Here is a 17,950-nt window from a genome sequence, read left to right on the forward strand (position 1 = left end):
GAGTTATTCTTAAGGAAAGTACGAAAGTACTTGACAGGATACGGATGTATAAGATATATTTAATGTGCAGTTTTGAAGGAGCAATCTATTCCTTTAGATAGGGGTGTGGTGAAGTGGTATCATAGGGGTCTCCAAAACCTTTGGTGGGAGTTCGATTCTCTCCACCCCTGTTATAGTTTTATATAAGTTAGAAGATAGTTTTTGCATTAGGAGATAATGTAAAAGCTTTTTTTATTTTAATTTAGTATCTTATGAAATAAAGTTTATCAGCTTATTGTCAAAGCAACTTATGCGATATGACTAAAAGATAAAGCTATTTATTAAACTTATGTAAATCATAATTATAAATATTGCGTCAGAAATAATATAATGTTATCATTAAGAAGATATGTATATAATCAATTATTATAGCATAATTAATAATATATTCAGGAGCGTATATGGTAGACAGCAGCTATTTTAAGAATAATAAGAACAATGGTAATAGAGCGGGCGGTAAGAATAACGGCAAATTAATGGACAGGTTAAAGCAGCATAAGTGGATACCACTTGTTGTAATTATAGTATTAGCACTTGCAATGATTGCAATTCAGTATTTTATGTTAGATGTACTTCAATATACAAGACAGATGGCAGAACAGCAGAAAGAGGGATTTATTAATATATATCCTATAATCAATAATTTGCTTTAAAGAACATTTAGCATTTTAAAATAGAAAAATTTAAAATGCTAAAATTTTAAAATATTCAAAGCTTAGAAGGTTATAATAAATAAGGTCTTAAAAGTCAAAATACGCAAATTCCCACCTAGAGATGGAGGAGAATTATGCAGTTTTTGATTTTTAAGACCTTATTTATTTGATTTTAATTGTTCCCCAATATTAAATTGTATGTGTTTAAGTTTACGTGTTATTAGAAATAGAAATTAAGACTTATAAGACAAGATAGATTTATAAGATAAGATAGATTTATAGGACAAAATAGACTTATAGGAAAATGTGACTTATAGGACAAAATGTGTTGATAGAAACCGTCCTCAGACCTTTAATTTCAATGGCTGAGGGCGGTTTAATCTTTTTTGAAATAACTTTGATGGTGGTTAAAATATATTGATAAAAAACTTATATTCAATTTCAAATAAAAGAGATAATTAACAAATGTAAGAAAATAGATAATACATATTGACTTTATAAATAATATGCTTTACTATTTAGATAGATTTCTAATTAGATAATTTTCTAAATAGAATGAAATTATAATACAGCGCTGAATGGAACAATAATTAGGCAAAGTTAGGAAGTGATATGTTTGGCATTTGCAGATACTTTTAAGGCATTATCTGACCCGGCAAGGAGGGATATTTTAGAGATGTTAAAGAATAAGCCTCTTTCGGCGGGAGAGATTGCTAAACAGTTCGATATGACACAAGCCACAGTATCATATCATTTGAAAGTATTAAAAAAGGCAGATTTAATAAGAGAAAATAGAAAAAAGAATTTTATTTACTATGAATTAAATCTCACAGTACTAGAGGAACTGATGATGTGGTTATCTGATTTAAAGAATAAAGAAAATTAGGAGGAAAAGTATCTATGAAAGATAATAATACTGATTATCAAAATGATAATAGCTGTAATAATTCTAATATAAGCCTTTCAATGGCAGTAATATCGGTTATCGCTACATTGCTACCAATTATTATAGGATTGGCGTTATGGAATAAGCTTCCCGATGAATTGCCTGTTCATTGGGGAATTAAAGGCAATGTAGACAGATTGGCGACTAAGGCTGAGGGAATATTTATAATGCCTTGTCTGTGTGCAATTATCCAGATTGGTGTACTTATTAAATTATATATTGACCCAAGAAAAGAGCAGATTCATCATAAACCTGTACTTGTATCAATATGGATTGTTCCATTGATTACCATTTTAATTAATGTACTTATATATATAATAGCACTTGGTGGTAAAGTAAGTATGACAATGGCAGTATTTTTTATCATTGGTGTTATGTTTATAGGGCTTGGTAATTATATGCCAAAGTTGAAACAGAATTATACAATAGGAATTAAAGTTCCGTGGACATTAAATAGCGAAGAGAATTGGAATATGACACATAGAATGGCAGGTAAGCTATATGTTGTAGCAGGTGTTATTTCAATAATAATTGCATTGCTTAATAATGTATTAAGTGATGAAGTGACAATTATTATATTTATGGTTGTATTTCTTGTGACAGGCATAGGAAGTGTTGCTTATTCATTCTGGCTTTATAAGGTCAAGGGCCTTTAATAAATTGTATTATATCAAGATGTCCCCAGCCCTGCTGATTGGTGGCAAGATTGACTTTGTGACAGCATTTTTTAAGCCGTTGGCGGATTTCGTCAGGAGTATAATCGTGATTATTAAGAACACGGGCGATTGCACCGCTTACAATTGGTGCAGACATGGATGTTCCGCTTTTGGTGGAATATCCATTTTTTTTATTACTGCACGCTGTGATATTAGAGCCAGTGACAACAAGTTCGGGCTTAAGAATGCCATCAAGAGTAGGACCGCGGCCGGAATTAAATGTCTTATCATCAATAGAGCCAACGGTAATGACAAGGCGGCTTGTGCCGGGTGCGGTTATGCTGTGGGACTTTGGACCGCTATTACCGGCAGCGGCAACAACAATAATGCCTTCATTCCACATATTTTCCACATTTTTTATTAGTTCAGAAGTATTGGAGGGGTTGTGGGTAGTGCCAAAGGAAATATTTACTATTTTTATATTGTAAATATCTTTATTATTGATTATCCATTTAGTGCCTTTAATAACATTTTCTATATTGCCATTGCCGTTGGAGTCAAGCACCTTAACAGATATAATCTGGCTCATAGGGGCTATTCCTTTGAATCGGCCGTGACTTGCATAGCCATCGCCTGCGATTATGCCTGAAACGTGCGTGCCGTGACCGCTGTCATCATATGGAAATACTCTATTATTAATAAAATCTTTAAATGCGATTATCCGGTTTCCAAAATCTATATGCTTATATATGCCTGTATCAAGTACAGCAACACCTATATTATTATTCATATCTATCCTCAGTTATGCTCTATATAAATATTTTATTCATAATAATTGTGATTGGTGCGTTGATTATTGATGTCTTATATTTGCTTTTTGTATTAAAATCTTATATAATATTCAAATACATAATACATTTAAGTAATTGGAATTGCTTTTATCTGAGATTTTCGAGTAGAAAGTTTTTATGTAAGATTAAAGGCATTGATAATATGTATAATATTCGTGAAAAGTGAGAGGTTGCGTTATGGACAAGAAAAGAATTGTTGTTGCATTAGGAAGAAATGCTTTCGGAGAAACATTCCCAGAACAGCAGGCAAATGTTAAGAAAGCAGCTAAGGCTATTGCAGATTTAGTAGAAGCTAAGTATCAGATAGTAATTACACACAGCAATGGTCCTCAGGTTGGTATGATTCAGACAGCTATGACAGAATTTGCAAGACTTGAGCCAGAAGACAGGACTGTTGCTCCTATGTCAGTATGTGGTGCTATGAGTGAAGGCTATATAGGTTATGATTTACAGAATGCAATCAGGGAGGAGCTTCTTAACAGAGGTATCTATAAGACAGTTTCAACAATTATAACTCAGGTAAGAGTTGATCCTTTTGATATAGCATTTTCTGAGCCTTCTAAGATAATCGGAAGATATATGACTAAGGAAGAAGCTGAAGCAGAGGAAGAAAAGGGTAACTATGTAGTTGAAGAAGAACCAGGCAGGTTCAGAAGAATAATTGCAGCTCCAATGCCTATTGATATATATGAGATTGATGCTGTTAAGGCACTTCTTTCGGCAGATCAGATTGTTATTGCTGCCGGTGGTGGTGGAATTCCAGTATTACAGCAAGGTTCACACCTTAAGGGTGCATCAGCTATTATAGAGAAGGATTACACAGCAGCTAAGCTTGCAGAACTTGTCGGAGCAGATACATTATTATTCCTTACAGCTTATGATAAGCTAACAATTGGCAAGGGAACAGCTGACGAGAAGGTATTTGACAATGTATCAGCAGCAGATCTTCACCAGTATATTAAAGCTGGACATTTCCCAGCTAAGACAACATTCCCTAAGGTAGATGCATCAATTAGATTTGTTGCAGCTGATTCAGACAGAAAGGCAGTTATTGCTAATCTTGAGCAGGCTAAAGAAGGCTTAGACGGAAAGGCAGGAACTACAATAACAGCTTAACTGGGTGACATATAATGGAACCTGCACAACAATAAGTGGTTCAATTACAACATATATTTGATGAATTACAACATCTCTCGATAATATATATAATTATGTGGTAGAATATGGTTATAATAATTATCAGGAGGTGTTGTTTTGCTTTTAATGGGGATGCAAAAGAAGAATTCAGATATGGATAGTCTGATGGAACATTTAGAATTTAAGGGTATTAATGTATTGAATGTATTTGAGGAAGGGAGGGTTAATAATCTGCTGTGGCAGATGAATACAAGAAAGAATAATGAACTGTTTATTAAGCACAGGTATGTTGTGTTATTTATATCATATGAAATGCTTAATGACATTAAAGGAGTATATTATCTGGAGCTTGTTAAGAAATTATCAGAACAGGGGAAGATTAAATTATATGTAGTCAACAACCATATTAAGATTAAGAATTTGCCCAAAAGAGGTGGCTGGCTTGAAAGTATTATATGTGATTGTGAGGAGTGCGAGGACAATTATGAGATGAATTGTAAGATGTATCAGCTTGCTGATGATATTGTGTGTAATGTTGTCAATGATATATTCAATCAGAATACTTGCAATTAATCCCAATTCCATCTATAATTGTAATGTTTAACATTACTGGAGGTTATGATTAATGATTAGTGCAAACAATGTAACACTTCGTATAGGTAAAAAGGCCCTTTTTGAAGATGTAAATATTAAGTTTACAGAAGGTAACTGCTATGGTCTTATCGGTGCTAATGGTGCAGGTAAGTCAACATTTTTAAAAATACTTACTGGTCAGATTGAACCAAGTAAGGGAGATGTATCTATTACACCAGGTCAGAGATTATCATTCCTTGAACAGGACCACTTCAAGTATGATGAGTACACTGTATTAGATACTGTTATTATGGGTAACACACGCCTTTATGAAATAATGAAAGAAAAAGAAGCAATATATGCTAAAGAAGATTTCACAGAGGAAGATGGTAATAAGGCAAGTGAGCTTGAAGCAGAGTTCGCTGATATGAATGGCTGGGAAGCAGAATCAGATGCTGCACAGCTTCTTAACGGGCTTGGAATTACTACAGATCTTCATTATAAGCTTATGTCAGAACTTAATGGTAGTGAGAAGGTTAAGGTTCTTCTTGCTAAGGCTTTATTTGGTAATCCTGATATTCTTTTATTAGATGAGCCTACTAACCACCTTGATCTTGATGCTATTGCGTGGCTTGAAGAATTCCTTATTAATTTTGATAATACTGTTATCGTTGTATCACACGACAGATATTTCCTTAATAAGGTATGTACACAGATTGCAGATATTGATTATGCCAAAATTCAGCTTTATGCTGGTAACTATGATTTCTGGTATGAATCAAGCCAGCTTATTATTAAGCAGATGAAGGAAGCTAATAAGAAGAAGGAAGAAAAGATTAAGGAACTTCAGGATTTTATTCAGAGATTCTCAGCTAATGCGTCTAAGTCTAAGCAGGCTACTTCAAGAAAGAGAGCATTAGAGAAGATTGAACTTGATGAAATCAGACCATCAAGCAGAAAGTATCCTTATATAGATTTCAGACCAGCAAGAGAGATTGGTAATGAAGTACTTCAGGTTGAAGGTATTTCTAAGACAATTGATGGTGTTAAGGTGCTTGATAATATATCATTTATTGTTAATAAAGATGACAAGATTGCATTTGTTGGTTCTAATGAATTAGCAACTACAACTTTATTTAATATTCTTACAGGTAATATGGAGCCAGATGAGGGTTCATACAAATGGGGTGTAACAACTTCACAGGCATATTTCCCTAAGGATAGTGCGGCAGAGTTCAACAGAGAGGATACAATTGTTGAATGGCTTACACAGTATTCACCAGATCCAGATCCTACATATGTAAGAGGTTTCCTTGGACGTATGTTATTTGCTGGGGATGATGGTGTTAAGAAGGTTAAGGTACTTTCCGGTGGAGAGAAGGTTAGATGTCTTATATCCAAGATGATGATTATGGGTTCTAATGTACTTATATTTGATGACCCTACTAACCACCTTGATATGGAGTCTATTACAGCACTTAATAATGGACTGATTAAGTTCCCAGGTGTGGCACTTTTCACATCACACGATCATCAGTTCATTCAGACTACAGCTAACAGAATTATGGAAATCGTTCCATCAGGGCAGCTTATTGATAAGATTACAACTTACGATGAGTATCTTGAGAGCGATGAGATGGCAAGAAAACGTCAGGGATTTGCAGAAGCTGCAAGTGATGATGAAGATTAATTATTAATGCTTAGGATGGGGTTGTCACGAATGTGGCATCCCCATATATTAGTATTAGTCAGGTGTTGATAGCTTATGTATGCAATATAAGTGTGTATACACAAGCTGTTATTACCTAATTTTAATAGTAGTATATGGAGGAGTTAGATATATGGCTTCAGGCAGAAGTAAAAGTACAGGCAAGAAGACCAGCAGTACCAAAAGAAAGACGACGTCTAACAGCAAATCAGGTAAAACTTCATATTCAGGAAATAGCAATACAACTAAGAAAAGCTCTAATTCCAAAGGAAATGGCACGAAAAGCTCTAATACAAGAGGTTCTGGTTCGAGAAGTTCATCTTCAAGAAATACAGGAAGCAATTCATCGCAGATGAATAACCAGCTAAGGGATGAGATAGTTCTTTTAATAGCTTTAGCGTGTACAATTATCCTCCTGCTCAGTAATTTTAATATGGCAGGAATTGTTGGGCGTTCAATTAAATGGTTTATGTTTGGACTATTTGGAATTGCTGCTTATATAGTTCCGGTAATTATAGCTGTAAGTATTATGTTTATGCTTGCCAATAAAGATATTATCGGAGTTATGAAGATTAAAGCAGCTATGGCATATGTATTGTCGGTTATTGCGGCAGCTTTGTGGCAGAGAGTTACTAATGTGCCGGATATAAAAGAGCCGGTTGGTACATATTTTACATATTGTTCAGAGTATAAGACTGGAGGCGGCCTGTTTGGAGGGATATTATGTAAGATGTTAAATCCACTGGGTATGGCAGGTTCTTTAGTTATACTTATAATTCTTGCTATTATCTGTATAATTGTTATTACAGAGAAATCATTTATCAAAGGTATCCGTAATAGCGGAGAGAGGATAGTAAGTGAGGCAAGAAAAGATTATTCAGAATATAAGGAACATTCCAATCGTGTAAGAATGGCACAGAAAGAAGCAAGAGAAGAAGCCTCTGCTAATGCACGTATGAATAATGTTGTTAGGGGTGTTACTAATGACCTTACAATATATGATGATAACAGGAATGAAGGTTCAGATATAGATATAACAGAGATAGAGGCCGTGGATAATGAAGATGATATGTATAGTGATGATATATATGATCCGTTGATTACACCTATGCCTCGTATAAGCAGAGAGCCAGTATGGGAGCTGCATACAGATAGTGCATCAGAAGAAAATGAAAGCGAACATCGGGACGAGATGGTTGATTTGGACGAGTCATATGACATACCTGATAAAGATGATAATATGTCAGAAGATGTATCAGATATGACTGATATATCAGGTATGGCTAATGTATCAGGTATGGCTAATGTAACAGATATGACTGATATATCAGGTGTGGCTAATATATCAGGTATGGCTAATGTAACAGATATGACTGATATATCAGGTGTGGCTAATATATCAGGTATGGCTAATGTATCAGATATGACTAATACATCAGATACGGATAATACGTCAGATGTGTCTAATCCATCTGAGACAGAGGATATGCAGGTTAAAGAAAATACAGCTGATTCATCGGCTGAAAGTTCTAAGCAGTATAAGTTTCCGCCAGTCAGCCTGCTTAACCGCAATACTAATTCGAAAGCTTCTAATCTTGAGCGTGAGAACAGGGATACAGCAATCACATTAAAGCAGACATTGCAGAACTTTGGTGTTAAGGTCGATATTACAGATATAAGCTGCGGACCATCAGTAACAAGATACGAATTAAAGCCTGAGCTTGGTGTTAAGGTAAGCAGGATAGTATCTTTAGCAGATGATATTAAGTTAAGCCTTGCGGCAGCAGATATAAGAATAGAAGCACCTATTCCAGGCAAATCAGCCATAGGAATAGAAGTTCCTAATAAAGAGGCAGGCAGTGTATTCTTAAGAGAGCTAATAGAAACTGATACATTTAAGAATACTTCGTCAAAGATTGCATTTGCAGCAGGTAAGGATATAGCAGGAAAGACCATTGTTGCAGATATAGCAAGAATGCCTCACCTTCTTATTGCAGGAGCTACTGGTTCAGGTAAATCAGTATGTATTAACACAATTATAATGAGTATTTTATATAAGGCACGCCCTGATGAAGTAAAGCTTATTATGGTTGACCCTAAGGTTGTTGAGTTAAGCATATATAATGGAATACCACATTTGCTGCTTCCGGTTGTGACAGAGCCTAAGAAGGCGGCAGGTGCTCTTAACTGGGCAGTCAATGAGATGAATACAAGATATAAGAAGTTTGCAGGTGTTGGTGCACGTAATCTTAAGGGCTATAATGACATAGCTGCAAAGATGGAATTCAAAGAAGGAGAAATTCCTGTTGAAAAGCTGCCAGAGATAGTTATAATTATTGATGAGCTTGCAGATCTTATGATGGTAGCACCAGGAGAGGTCGAAGATGCAATATGCAGGCTTGCACAGCTTGCAAGAGCGGCAGGTATCCATATGGTTATAGCAACACAGCGTCCATCGGTTAATGTAATAACTGGACTTATTAAGGCAAATGTACCGTCAAGAATAGCATTTTCCGTGTCATCGGGTGTTGACTCAAGAACTATACTTGATATGAATGGTGCAGAAAAGCTGTTAGGTAAAGGCGATATGTTATACTTCCCATCTAATATACCTAAGCCAATCAGGGTTCAGGGAGCATTTGTGTCAGATGAAGAAGTGTCAAAGGTTGTGCAGTTCCTTAAAGATAATATGTCAGGCGAGGTTAATTACGATGAGAGCATAACTGAGACTGCCATAGCTTCAAAAGCCGGTGGACAGGCAGCAGAACAGCAGGATGACAGAGATTCATTATTTGCAGATGCAGGACGTTTTGTTATTGAGAAAGAGAGAGGTTCAATTGGAATGTTACAAAGACAGTTTAAGATTGGCTTCAACAGGGCAGGACGAATAATGGACCAGTTAGCAGATGCCGGTGTTGTAGGACCAGAGATTGGCACTAAGCCAAGGAAGGTACTTATGACAGCAGAGGAATTTGAAGAATTTATTAAAAATATATAATGAATATATGTACAAAATAGATTGTATATGATATATGTAGTAGCATAAGTATCATAGTCAGGGCATTAGTCCTGTCATTATAATTACGCTGCGGGAAAGGATGAAATTATGGAAATTAAGAGCGATATTCAGATAGCACAGGAAGCACATTTAGAGAATATTAAAGATGTTGCGGCAAAGGTTGGAGTAACAGAAGACGAACTTGAAATGTATGGAAAGTATAAGGCTAAGTTATCAGATGAGCTTATCCACAGAGTAGAGAATAACGAAGATGGAAAGCTTGTTCTTATTACAGCTATCAATCCAACTCCGGCAGGTGAGGGAAAGACTACAATAAGTCTTGGACTTACAGAAGCACTTAACCAGAAAGGAATAAGTGCAATTGCTGCATTAAGAGAACCATCATTAGGACCTTGCTTTGGTATAAAGGGAGGAGCTGCCGGCGGCGGATACGCACAGGCTGTTCCTATGGAAGATCTTAATTTACATTTTACTGGTGATTTCCACGCGATAACATCAGCTAACAACCTTCTTGCAGCAATGCTTGATAATCATATACATCAGGGTAATGCTCTTGGAATAGATACTAAGAGAATTGTATGGAAGAGATGTATGGATATGAATGATAGAACTCTTAGGAATATCGTAATCGGACTTGGTGACAAGCCTAATGGTGTTACAAGAGAAGATCATTTTATAATTACAGTAGCCTCAGAGATTATGGCTATACTCTGTCTTGCTGAGGATATGAAAGATTTAAAGGAAAGAATTGACAAGATAATTGTTGCATATAATTATGCAGGAGATCCTGTTACAGCCAAGGATTTAAAGGCAACAGGAGCTATGGCAGCTTTATTAAAAGATGCAATAAAGCCTAATATGATTCAGACACTAGAGAATACACCTGTGCTTGTACACGGTGGACCATTTGCCAATATTGCACACGGATGTAATTCTGTAAGAGCAACAAAGCTTGCTTTAAAGCTGGCAGATATTGCTGTTACTGAGGCTGGTTTCGGTGCAGATCTTGGAGCTGAGAAGTTCTTTGATATTAAGTGCAGAAAGGCTGGACTTAAGCCTGATGCAGTTGTTATTGTAGCTACTGTTAAGGCATTAAAATATAATGGTGGAGTTCCTAAGCAGGAATTATCAAAGCCAGATATGGAAGCTTTAAAGAATGGTATAGTAAACCTTGATAAACATATTGAGAATATTCACAAGTATGGTGTACCTGTAGTTGTTACACTCAACTCATTTGTGACAGATACAGAGGAAGAATATGAATTCATAAAGAAGCACTGTGAAGAATTAGGCTGTGAATTTGCATTATCTAATGTATGGGCAGACGGCGGAGCAGGCGGAATAGAACTTGCAGATAAGGTGCTTGCTTCATTTGATAAGAAGAGCGATTTTAAGCCTTTATATGAAGATGAACTTCCATTAGAGGATAAGATTATGACAATAGCTAAAGAAATATATGGAGCAGATGGTGTTACATATGATTCTAAGGCTAAGAAGGAACTTGACCATATTACACAGATGGGCTTTGGAAATCTTCCTGTATGTATGGCTAAGACACAGTATTCTTTGTCTGATGATGCATCTAAGTTAGGAAGACCAGAAGGTTTTACAATTAATATTAGAGAAGTGTATGTTGATGCTGGTGCAGGCTTTGTTGTAGCACTTACAGGAAAAGTTCTTACTATGCCAGGACTTCCTAAAGTGCCAGCGGCAGAAGGCATTGATTATGATGAAGAGAATGAGAAGATAACAGGATTATTCTAGGTGTCTTGAAAAGAAAGGAGCAGTTATGCAGTTAAAAGATATTTTGGATATATGCAGAGCTAATGAAGTAGAACATTTTGAATATACAGTTGTTAATGGTGATATTAATACAACTGTTACAGGTATTGCTTCTGACTCAAGAAAAGTAACAGACGGAGGTATCTTTGTCTGCATAGTTGGTTCGGTAAGCGATGGACATAAATATATAGAGCAGGTTAAGGATAAGGCGGCTGTAATAGTTGTACAGAAGGGATCACAGTATAATACAGAGAAGATACCGGCAGCAGTTATAGAATGTGATAATACAAGACTTGCCCTTGCACTTATGTCAGCAGCATTTTACGGCAATCCTGATAAGAAGTTGTTTACAATTGGAATTACAGGAACTAAGGGTAAGACAACTACAACTTATATGATAAAGAATGTTCTTTGTGCGTGTGGAATAAAGACAGGTCTTATCGGAACTATCGAGACAGTTATAGGAGATGAGGCTGTTCCGTCCTGTAATACAACACCTGAGTCAATACAGATTCATAAAACCTTCAGGAAAATGGTTGATGAGGGATGTAAGGCAGTAGTTATGGAGGTATCCTCACAGGGCTTAAAGCTTGACAGAACTGCAGGTATTGTATTTGACATCGGAGTATTTACTAATCTTGAGCCTGATCATATCGGTCCTAATGAGCACGCTTCATTTGAGGAGTACCTTGAATGTAAGGCTAAGCTTTTTAAGCAGTGCAAGACAGGAATAGTCAATGCAGATGATAAGCATACAGCTGATATATTAAGAGACTCTGTATGCAGTGTTGAGAAGTATGGCATATCAGAAGATGCAGACATAAAGGCAAGTGATATCAAGTTGTTCCATGAGAGAGGAAAGATAGGTCTTACTTATAAGTGTAGTGGTCTTGTCAATATGGATGTGGAACTTTCACTTCCGGGAATGTTCTCAGTATATAATTCATTGTGTGCAATAGCTGTTACAAGACATTTTAATGTGGATAATGCTATTGTTGAAAATGTATTGAAAGATGTAAAGGTTAAAGGAAGAATAGAGCTTGTTCCAGTATCTGATAAGTTTACTCTTATGATTGATTATGCTCATAATGCGATGTCCTTAGAGAGTATTTTAAAGACACTTAAAGAGTACAATCCACATAGACTTGTATGCCTGTTTGGCTGTGGTGGCAACCGCTCTAAAGAGAGAAGATTTGAGATGGGTGAAGTGTCTGGAAGATTAGCAGACCTTACGATTATAACATCTGATAATCCAAGATTTGAAGAGCCTCTTGCTATTATGGAAGATATTAAGACTGGAATTAACAGGACTACAGGTAAGCATATTGATATTGCAGACAGAAAAGAAGCTATTAAATATGCTATTGAGAATGGTGAACCTGGAGATATTATCGTGCTTGCAGGTAAGGGACACGAAGATTATCAGGAGATAAAAGGCGTTAAATATCCTATGGACGAACGTGTTCTTATATCAGAAGTTCTTGAAGAATTAAAGGAGAAAAATGTACGCTGATATAATAATAGATATTTCACACGAACAGCTTGATAAGACATTCCAATATGCTGTGCCTGATGATATGGATGGTAGTGTTGATATCGGAACATCTGTAAGAGTGCCTTTTGGAAAAGGTAATAGAATTATAACAGGATATGTAATTGGTTTAACTGATAAGCCATCATATCCTGTTGATAAGATAAAGAGCATTGACAGTGTTGTTACAGGAAAAGTAAATGTCGCTAAAAGTATGATAAAGCTTGCAGCGTGGCTGAAACGGCATTATGGCTGTACTATGAATCAGGCATTAAAGACGGTTATTCCTGTTAAGGACGAGGTCGGACATAAGCAGAAAAAGTCTGTCTGCCTTTTGGTTGATACTAAAAAGGCACAAGAACTTATAAGCATATATGAGAAAAAAGCGAAAGCTAAGTACAGGCTTATGTGTGCACTTATTGATGAACCTGTTATTGATATGGAGATAGTAAAAGACAAGCTTAATATTTCGCCAGCAACAGTAAAGGCACTTGAAGCAGACGGAATTATAAATGTCAAGGTTGAAAGTTACTATAGAAATCCTGTGTCTGATAAGCACATTTTTAATAAAAAGGTTGTGCTTAACGAGGAACAGCAAAGAGCCGTTGATACAATAGTGGAGGATTATGATAATAGAGCGTTCAATACATATCTTATACGAGGAGTAACCGGAAGCGGAAAGACAGAAGTGTATCTTGATGTTATTGAACATACTATTAATTCCGGACGGCAGGTTATAATGCTTATACCTGAGATAGCACTTACATTTCAGACTGTTCAGAGATTTTATCACAGATTTGGGGATAAAGTGTCTATTATTAATTCAAGAATGTCAAAAGGTGAGAGATATGACCAGTTCGTAAGAGCACTTAAAGGTGAAATAAGTATTATGATAGGTCCAAGATCGGCATTGTTTACACAGTTTCCTAATCTTGGACTTATTGTTATAGATGAGGAACACGAGGGTGCGTATATATCAGAGCAAGTCCCAAGATATCACGCCAAAGACCTTGCAATACATATTGCAAAGGAGGCGGGAGCTTCTGTTATACTAGGCTCTGCAACACCGTCAATTGACAGCTATTACAGGGCAGAAGCAGGCGAGTATAAGCTTATAGAGCTTAATAACAGGGCAGGAGAGGCAAGCCTGCCACAGGTATATATAGCTGATATGAGACAGGAGTTAAAGACAGGTAACAGGACAATATTTTCAAGAAAGCTGTATGAGCTTATAAGTGACAGGCTTAATAAACACGAACAGATAATGCTGTTTCTTAATAAAAGGGGAACTGCCGGATTTGTTTCGTGCAGGTCGTGCGGCTATGTTATGAAATGTCCGCATTGTGATGTATCTATGACACTTCACAGGAATGGAAAGCTTGTATGTCATTATTGTGGATACGAGACTCCTAATGTATCGTTATGCCCTGAATGTGGTTCTAAGTATATTCTTGGCTTTAAGGCAGGAACAGAGGCTGTAGAGGATGCAGTTAATAAGATGTTTCCTGCGGCAAGGGTATTAAGAATGGATATGGATACAACCAAAGGCAAAGGCGGACACGAGAATATATTAAGTGCATTTGCGACAGAACAGGCAGATATACTTATAGGCACGCAGATGATAGTAAAGGGACACGATTTTCCAAAGGTTACTCTTGTCGGAGTCGTAGCGGCAGATATATCCTTGTATGCAAGTGATTATAAGGCTGTTGAGCGTACATTCCAGCTTATAACACAGGCGGCAGGAAGAGCTGGACGAGGAGAAAGAAAGGGTGAAGTTGTAATACAGACATATTCACCTGATAATTATGGCTTGTTATGTGCGGCGGAGCAGAATTATAAGAGTTTTTATGAGCAGGAAATGTCTTACAGGAAGCTGCTTTCATATCCACCTGTTAATAATATGGTAAAGATTAACATAAGCAGTATTAATGAGAAGCTGTTATCAGAGCGGGCAGGAAATATTAAAGCTTTGATACAGCAGTATATTCAGGATAACAATACTGTTAAAGATGACAAGATTATAGTACTTGGTCCATCAAATGCTTCTATATACAAGATTAAAGATATATACACGAAGCAGATATATTTAAGAAGTTCAAGCTTTAAAGCACTTGAACTAATTATGGATATGCTGGATAATAATATTAATGGCAGTTCAGATTACAAGAATATTAACATTGCATATGATGTTAATTAAACATACGCATATGTTATTTGATTATGGAGGAAGTTATGGCAATCAGAAATATAAGAACATTAGGTGATGAGATATTAAGAAAAGAAGCAAAAGAAATAACTGAGATGACACCTAGAATACAGGAACTTATTGATGATATGTTTGAAACAATGTATGAGGCTAATGGAGTTGGACTTGCAGCTCCACAGGTAGGAATAAGAAAGAGATTAGTAGTAATTGACTGTGGTGATGATCCAATAGTGCTTATTAACCCTGTAGTTCTTGAGACAAGTGGTTCACAGACAGGACAGGAGGGCTGTCTTAGTGTTCCGGGTAAGGTTGGTATCGTGACAAGACCATCTTATGCCAAGGTTAAGGCACTTAATGAAGATATGGAAGAGATTATCGTTGAGGGTGAAGAACTTCTTGCAAGATGTCTTTTACACGAGATTGATCATCTTGACGGAGTAATGTATGTTGATAAGGCAGAAGGTCCACTTATGGAAACTGAAACGGAGGAAGATTAATATTGAAGGTTGTATTTATGGGAACTCCTGACTTTGCAGTTGGGACGTTAAAGGAACTTATTGATAACCAGTATGATGTAGTGGCTGTTGTGACACAGCCGGACAAGCCAAAGGGAAGAAGCAAGGAGCTTGTATTTTCACCTGTTAAGGAAGAAGCTGTTAAGAATAATATACAGGTTCTTCAGCCAGAAAGAGCAAGAGATGAAGCATTTGTTGAAGAATTAAGAAAATATAATGCTGATGTGTTTGTTGTTGTTGCATTTGGACAGCTATTGCCTAAGAGTATTATTGATATGCCACGTCTTGGATGTATTAATGTACACGCTTCACTGCTTCCTAAGTACAGGGGTGCCTCTCCAATCCAGTGGGCAGTAATAGACGGATGTGAGTATTCCGGTGTTACGACTATGAAGATGGATGAGGGGCTTGATACAGGAGATATTCTTTTGGTAGATAAGGTTAAACTTGATAAGAAAGAGACAGGCGGAAGCCTTTTTGACAGATTAAGCATAGTTGGTGCTAAGCTTCTTATTAAGACACTTGAAGGACTTGAGACTGGAAGCATTATACCAGAAAAGCAGAACGAAGCTGAAAGCTCATATGTCAAAATGCTTAAAAAGTCAATGGGAGAGCTTGATTTTACTAAGAGTGCCAGACAGATTGAGTGCCTTATAAGAGGACTTAATCCTTGGCCAAGTGCATTTACACATCTTAATGGCAAAATGTTAAAAATATGGGATGCAGATGTTGTGAATGACAGTGATGATATTATAAATAACAATAATGTTTCAAAGGAATGTGAAGCTGGAACAGTATGTTATGTAGATAAGAAGACATTTATTATAAAATGCGGAAAAGATTATCTTAAGGTTAATGAACTTCAGCTTGAGGGTAAGAAGAGAATGTCAACAGATGCCTTTCTTCTTGGAAGCCACGTTGAAGAAGGGACTGCATTAGGGTAATTAGTTATATTATAATGGAGAATAATCTGTATGGAAGTTAATTTAAGAGCGGTTGTACTCGACATTTTGGAAGAAATAGAGAGTAACAATGAATTTTCACATATAATAATCAACAATGCACTTTTAAAGTACCAGTATCTTGATAAGAGTAAAAGATCATTTATCAATAAGCTGTCTTTAGGCATTATAGAGAGCCAGATAGAATTAGATTATATTATTAACAAGTATTCAAAGACACCAGTTAAGAAGATGAAGCCTGTTATAAGAAGAATTGTAAGAATGGGTGTATATCAGATAATATATATGGATAATGTGCCTGACAGTGCAGCTTGTAATGAGGCTGTCAAGCTTGCTGTAAAGAGGGGATTTGCGGGGCTTAAGGGTTTTGTTAATGGTGTGTTAAGAAATATATCACGCAATAAAGACAATATTGAATATCCAGATTATAATAAAAGTCCATATGAATATCTGTCTGTTAAGTATTCTATGCCAATGTGGATAATTGAGCTGTGGTCAGGGCAGATGTCAATAGATACTGTTAAATCCGTGCTTGAGGGTATGAAGTGTGAGAAGAAGACATATATAAGATGTAATACATCAAAGGCTTCCAGGGAACAGATTAAAGAACTTCTTCAGCGTGAGAATGTGACAGTAAAAGAAGTAGAGAATATACCATATGCGTATGAGATATCCGATTATGATTATATCGCAGGGCTTAAAAGCTTTCAGGATGGTATGTATCAGATTCAGGATATCAGCTCAATGCTTGCAGGTGAATACACAGCACCAAAAGCGGGAGATACAATAGTTGACGTATGCGGTGCACCGGGCGGAAAGTCAATTAATGCCGCACTTAAGATGTCAGAACAGGGGGATTGCGGCAGGGTAATCGCCAGAGATTTGTCAGATTACAAGGTTGCACTTATTGATGAGAATATTAAGAGGCTTAATATCACTAATATACAGACACAGGTATATGATGCACTTGATTGTGATGAAAGTCTGATTAATAAAGCTGATATTGTTATAGCTGACCTTCCTTGTTCAGGTCTTGGGATAATAGGAAGAAAGCCGGATATAAAATATAATGCTTCGCCTGAAAAATTGCAGTCACTTGTAGATCTTCAAAGAGATATTTTAAAGGTCGTATCACGCTATGTTAAGAGTGGTGGAGTGTTAATGTATAGTACTTGTACAATTAACAGGGCAGAAAATGAGGATAATGCCGACTGGATATGTAAAGAATCAGGCTTTACGAAAGACGGAGAGTATCATCAGCTGCTTCCTGCCAATAATTCAGGAATGGACGGATTCTTTGTCGCTCGTCTTATTAAGAGTTAAACAGGGGAATGTAAATATATTTAAGAAATAACAGATAAATGGAATG

Annotated in this window: 14 protein-coding genes and 1 tRNA gene; 14 read left to right on the plus strand and 1 reads right to left on the minus strand. The window is 36.4% G+C overall.

Annotated elements, in window-relative coordinates:
* Positions 1-99 precede the first annotated feature (99 nt).
* From WMO14_RS00005 to WMO14_RS00020, 4 genes are all read left to right on the plus strand, one after another.
* A tRNA-Trp gene (locus WMO14_RS00005) sits at positions 100-170 on the plus strand.
* 270 nt (positions 171-440) lie between these two features.
* The gene (locus WMO14_RS00010; RefSeq protein WP_022501416.1) at positions 441-692 is read left to right on the plus strand and encodes a hypothetical protein; all 252 of its coding nucleotides are present in this window, start codon (positions 441-443) and stop codon (positions 690-692) included.
* 616 nt (positions 693-1,308) lie between these two features.
* Positions 1,309-1,578 (plus strand): autorepressor SdpR family transcription factor, encoded by a 270-nt coding sequence (locus WMO14_RS00015; protein WP_022501415.1) that lies wholly within the window; start codon positions 1,309-1,311, stop codon positions 1,576-1,578.
* Positions 1,579-1,592: 14 nt separating this feature from the next.
* On the plus strand, positions 1,593-2,294 hold the full coding sequence (locus WMO14_RS00020; protein ID WP_055307062.1) for an SdpI family protein: 702 nt from the start codon (positions 1,593-1,595) through the stop codon (positions 2,292-2,294).
* Here the strand turns inward: WMO14_RS00020 and WMO14_RS00025 are convergent.
* Positions 2,281-3,084: a S8 family peptidase gene (locus WMO14_RS00025; protein ID WP_055174346.1), complete on the minus strand. Its 804-nt coding sequence runs from the start codon at positions 3,082-3,084 to the stop codon at positions 2,281-2,283. The two genes, WMO14_RS00020 and WMO14_RS00025, sit on opposite strands and share 14 nt — an antisense overlap.
* Positions 3,085-3,322: 238 nt before the next feature.
* Here WMO14_RS00025 and arcC point away from each other — a divergent pair, with 238 nt between their 5' ends.
* From arcC to rsmB, 10 genes are all read left to right on the plus strand, one after another.
* Complete coding sequence (gene arcC / locus WMO14_RS00030; RefSeq protein ID WP_022501412.1) at positions 3,323-4,261, plus strand: carbamate kinase; 939 nt, start codon at positions 3,323-3,325, stop codon at positions 4,259-4,261.
* Between the two features lie 138 nt (positions 4,262-4,399).
* Positions 4,400-4,855, plus strand: coding sequence for a hypothetical protein (locus WMO14_RS00035; protein WP_156333733.1), 456 nt, complete (start codon positions 4,400-4,402; stop codon positions 4,853-4,855).
* Positions 4,856-4,907: 52 nt separating this feature from the next.
* Positions 4,908-6,545, plus strand: coding sequence for an ABC-F family ATP-binding cassette domain-containing protein (locus WMO14_RS00040; RefSeq protein WP_055174348.1), 1,638 nt, complete (start codon positions 4,908-4,910; stop codon positions 6,543-6,545).
* Positions 6,546-6,696: 151 nt separating this feature from the next.
* Positions 6,697-9,561: a DNA translocase FtsK 4TM domain-containing protein gene (locus tag WMO14_RS00045; protein ID WP_349153068.1), complete on the plus strand. Its 2,865-nt coding sequence runs from the start codon at positions 6,697-6,699 to the stop codon at positions 9,559-9,561.
* Between the two features lie 114 nt (positions 9,562-9,675).
* On the plus strand, positions 9,676-11,346 hold the full coding sequence (locus WMO14_RS00050) for a formate--tetrahydrofolate ligase (protein WP_090139902.1): 1,671 nt from the start codon (positions 9,676-9,678) through the stop codon (positions 11,344-11,346).
* A 25-nt stretch (positions 11,347-11,371) separates the two neighbouring features.
* The gene (locus WMO14_RS00055) at positions 11,372-12,877 is read left to right on the plus strand and encodes a UDP-N-acetylmuramoyl-L-alanyl-D-glutamate--2,6-diaminopimelate ligase (protein WP_022501407.1); all 1,506 of its coding nucleotides are present in this window, start codon (positions 11,372-11,374) and stop codon (positions 12,875-12,877) included.
* Positions 12,867-15,095 (plus strand): replication restart helicase PriA, encoded by a 2,229-nt coding sequence (priA, locus tag WMO14_RS00060; protein ID WP_022501406.1) that lies wholly within the window; start codon positions 12,867-12,869, stop codon positions 15,093-15,095. The genes WMO14_RS00055 and priA overlap by 11 nt, the downstream gene beginning before the upstream one ends.
* 35 nt (positions 15,096-15,130) lie before the next feature.
* On the plus strand, positions 15,131-15,601 hold the full coding sequence (def, locus tag WMO14_RS00065) for a peptide deformylase (protein ID WP_022501405.1): 471 nt from the start codon (positions 15,131-15,133) through the stop codon (positions 15,599-15,601).
* Positions 15,602-15,603: 2 nt separating this feature from the next.
* On the plus strand, positions 15,604-16,563 hold the full coding sequence (gene fmt / locus WMO14_RS00070; RefSeq protein ID WP_055174350.1) for a methionyl-tRNA formyltransferase: 960 nt from the start codon (positions 15,604-15,606) through the stop codon (positions 16,561-16,563).
* A 30-nt stretch (positions 16,564-16,593) separates the two neighbouring features.
* A complete protein-coding gene (gene rsmB / locus WMO14_RS00075) occupies positions 16,594-17,904 on the plus strand; it encodes a 16S rRNA (cytosine(967)-C(5))-methyltransferase RsmB (RefSeq protein ID WP_318295534.1) in 1,311 nt (436 codons plus the stop codon).
* Positions 17,905-17,950: the final 46 nt, after the last annotated feature.

The organism is Lachnospira rogosae (ex Hitch et al. 2025) (assembly GCF_040096455.1).
GTDB lineage: Bacteria > Bacillota > Clostridia > Lachnospirales > Lachnospiraceae > Lachnospira > Lachnospira rogosae.